The sequence below is a fragment of the Flavobacterium sp. P3_A6 genome (genome assembly GCF_056403035.1).
The window spans coordinates 1-3,967 of record NZ_JBFUGG010000044.1 but is presented as its reverse complement, the minus strand read 5'-3'; the positions used below and the strand labels follow the sequence as shown (position 1 = coordinate 3,967).

Here is a 3,967-nt window from a genome sequence, read left to right as displayed (position 1 = left end):
CTCCTACGGGGATTACTTTCTCAGGCCTTACGCCGATTACGTGTAATACGACAGCAACAAGCATTACCCTGACTACAGCAGGCGGAGTTGCTCCGGTTAGCTACACGATAGTTTCAGGACCGGTAACAAATACATCAGGCGCATCAAGCGGTATCTTTACAGGACTTACAGCCGGTAATTATGTATTTGAAGTAAAAGATGCTAACGGCTGTACTAAGCAGGAAGCAAAACAAATAGCTCCAGTAGCACCGATTGTTGCAACTGCATCTAAACTTTCTGATGTAGCTTGTTTTGGAGGGACTACAGGTTCGATAGGGTATAATGTAAGCGGATTTGCTTCTACTTACAGTTATACTGTAAATGCTGGTTTACCGGTTACAGGTCAAAGCGTGTCTACATTTACATTGTCTAATTTGGCTAAAGGCATTTATAATGTTGTCTTTACAGACGAAACTACTAATTGTACTGCTTCAACATCAATAACTATTACAGAGCCTGCATCTGTTGTTTCAGCCAGTGTGACCAGCAATGTAAATGCTAATTGTAAAGTACCATATGCTGTTGTAACTATTAATGCCGCAGGTGGTACGCCAAATTATAAATATGCTTTCGTGCAAAATGGATTTGCTCCAACTGCTTCGGATTATGTAACTTCAAATATTGCCAATTTAGATCCTACAGTAGGAGCGGACTGGGATGTTTGGGTTATGGATGCGAAAGGATGTACGATTGCAGCGCAGCTAGATGTACATATTGTAACTGATCCTAAACCGACAGTTACAGCTTTGGTAAATAATCAATGTTCTGCATCAGGAAGCACATTCCAAATTATTGCATCTGCAACTTTAGGAGTRGCACCTTATACTTATACAATTAACACTGGTCTTGCGCCAAGCCCTGCTGATACATTTACTGTTGCGCCAGGAACTTATACAGTTACTGTAACTGATAAAAATGGCTGTACGGATACAACTTCTGTTACGGTTAACCAAGCATTAACTGCTTCTGCATTAATAACAAAAGACATTACTTGTTCAACTCCACAAGAGGCAAGTATTAAGGTTGATGTACTTGGCGGGAAGTTACCTTTTGGATATAGAGTTAAAATTGGTGTCGGTGCTTTTGCAGGTGCTCCAATTCCTTTTGCAGGAACTTCATTTGCTTATCCAGTTGCTTTGCTTACAGGCAGTACTTATCAATTTGAAATTACAGATGCTAATGGTGTACCTTGTAGTACATTGACTAATGTAGTTACAACCAATTCTCCGACAACAGTTACAGCATCTTCCGCAAAAGTGGATCCAAGTTGTAACGGTTTTTCTGATGGTTCAATTAAATTGACGGCAACTGCTGGCGTATCTCCATTTACATATAGTATTGATAATGGAGTAACATTTGTTAGTTCCAATGTGTTTGGAGGTTTATTGGCAAATACATTTAATTATATTGTTAGAGATAATAAAGGTTGTGATGCAATAGGATCAGTTATATTAGTAAATCCTGCACCAATTGTTGCTAATATTGTTAGAAATGCTATTCAATGTAATACGAATACACCAGGTAGTTTTGATGTAAATGTGGTTTCTGGAGGGACAGCACCTTATGTGTATAAATTATATGACAATGCATTTACCCAAATCGCAACGTTTACTGAAAGCTCATCTGCTATAACTCCAGTTCATAGTTTTACTGGTTTAAATTTTGGGGACTATTATATTACGATAGTTGATGCTAAAGGTTGTGAATATAAAAGTGCTAAACTTAGAATTGAAACGCCTCCTTATTTAACAATGACAGCTACAGTAGATTCTAATAATTGTGCTACAGGTGTTAATGTAACAGTGACAACTTCTGGAGGAACTGGGCCATATAGATATTCAATTTTTGGTCAACCGCTTACAGAGACTGCTCCAATGGCTAGTGCAAGTTATACATTTGTTGGTCTTTTCCATGGAGTTACATATTTCTTACAAGTTAAAGATGTTTTTAATTGTATTTCGATTTTAGAATTTAAAACGCCTAATCCACCATCAAGTATTAATGTTACTGGTACTACAACTACAAATGTTACTTGTAATGGTTCTTCTAATGGTAAATTAGCATTTACTGTACAAAATTTTGATCCAACAATTACCAAAATTAATTACGAAATCCTAAATGCGCTTACACTTTTACCGTTGTCTACACCAATAACAGGAACCTTAACTGGTCCGCTTGGAGGACCCGTATCTGGTAACATTACGACATTACAAGCAGGTAATTATGTTTTAAAAGCTACTGAGTTTGGAGGAACACAATGTTCTACAGCTTTTGTATTTACTATTACACAACCAGCTCAAGCACTTATTTCAAATATTACATCAACAGTAAATGCTAATTGTAATTCAGGTGCTTTAGTGACCTTAACAACTACTGGAGGTACTGGACCATATACATATGCCTATGATGTTGTACCAGCAGTTCCAAGTTCTTTCGCATCGGGTAATGTATTGACTTTAAATTACAGTTTAGGAACGAATTGGAATATTTTAGTTAAAGATGCTAATGGATGTACAGTTCCATTGAATACAACAATCACTAAAGATCCTACACCAGTAATTGCCTTATCAGTAGTTAATAAATGTGTTGCTGAAGGAACTTTCGGTATCGATGTTACTCAAACTACTGCAGGAGTTGGCGCTTATTCTATTAGCGTTGACAATAGTCTATTTACAAGTATTGTAGGATTGCCATATACTGTTACGGGATTAAACTCTGGTTCACATACTATTAAAATTAAAGATGGCAATGGCTGTATTGATTCTAAGACAATTACTATTGATGCACCATTAGTGGCTACTCCTGCAATTACATCTTTACCAACTTGTGCTGATAATGATGGTGTAATTACCATGTCAGGTAATGGTGGTACAGGAGCTTACACGTACACAATAGCACCAATGCCAGCAGGTGTAACTATAGTAGCAAATGTAATTTCAAAATTACCTGCAGGAACATATACTGTTACAATGACTGATACAGCTACACCTGCTAATTGCAGTACGACTGCTTCAGTTACTTTGAGTGTTCCAACACCAGTTACTTTTACCACTACAACAACACCAGCGTTGTGTGTTGGAGAAGCGAGTGGAAGCATTACAGTTGTTTTAGATGCTGCTAATAACAATCTAAATTACACTTATGAAATTACTGCACCTATAACTCGTGTAGCTCAGTCTTCTAATATATTTACAGGATTATTGGCAGGAACTTATACTGTAAAAGTAAATTCAGGAAGAGGCTGTTCATTATCTAAGAATACTGTTACAGTCGCTCCAGCAACGCCATTAGTTGCAACAGCTGTTATTACTACGAAATTAACTTGCGGTACAGGAAATGTACCACAAAAAGCTGTAGTTACGGTTACAGGAAGCGGTGGTACAGGTACTTATGAATATAGTTTTGACGGAGTTAATTACTCTAGTCAAAATATTTACGAAAGCTATTCTCCTGTAACTGTAATTGGTTATGTAAGAGATGCAAACGCTTGTGTGGCTAGTGATTCAAAAACAATTAATATATTGAATCCGCCTACTCAAATGGATATTATTGGGACGCCTGTATATTGTTTACCAGTTGCTAGCCAAACAAGTACAGTAACAATAAATAACGTTATCAATGGAGTTAGTCCATTTACGTATCAAAATATTACTTCAGGTACATCTAATGCATTGGGCAGTTTCACGGGCTTAAACCCTGGGGATTACACGTTTGAGGTAGCGGATGCCAACGGCTGTACGTACCAGGAATTATACACAGTGAAAGCGGTGACTCCAATTGCCATAGTTGGATCAGTTGCATCTAATGTTTCCTGTAATGGATCAAACGGTACGGATAACAATGGTTCGGCATCGTTTACAGTAACAGGCTTCAGCTCAACGGGTAATTACACGGTAGTTACTTCACCAGTTCTAGCTCCTGCACACAA

The 3,967-nt window shown here is 37.6% G+C and carries 1 protein-coding gene; it reads left to right on the top strand.

Annotated elements, in window-relative coordinates; genetic code table 11:
- Positions 1-3,967, top strand: a 3,967-nt coding sequence (locus tag AC1DVP_RS21145) for a hypothetical protein (protein ID WP_477185448.1), incomplete at both ends; no start/stop codon positions are given.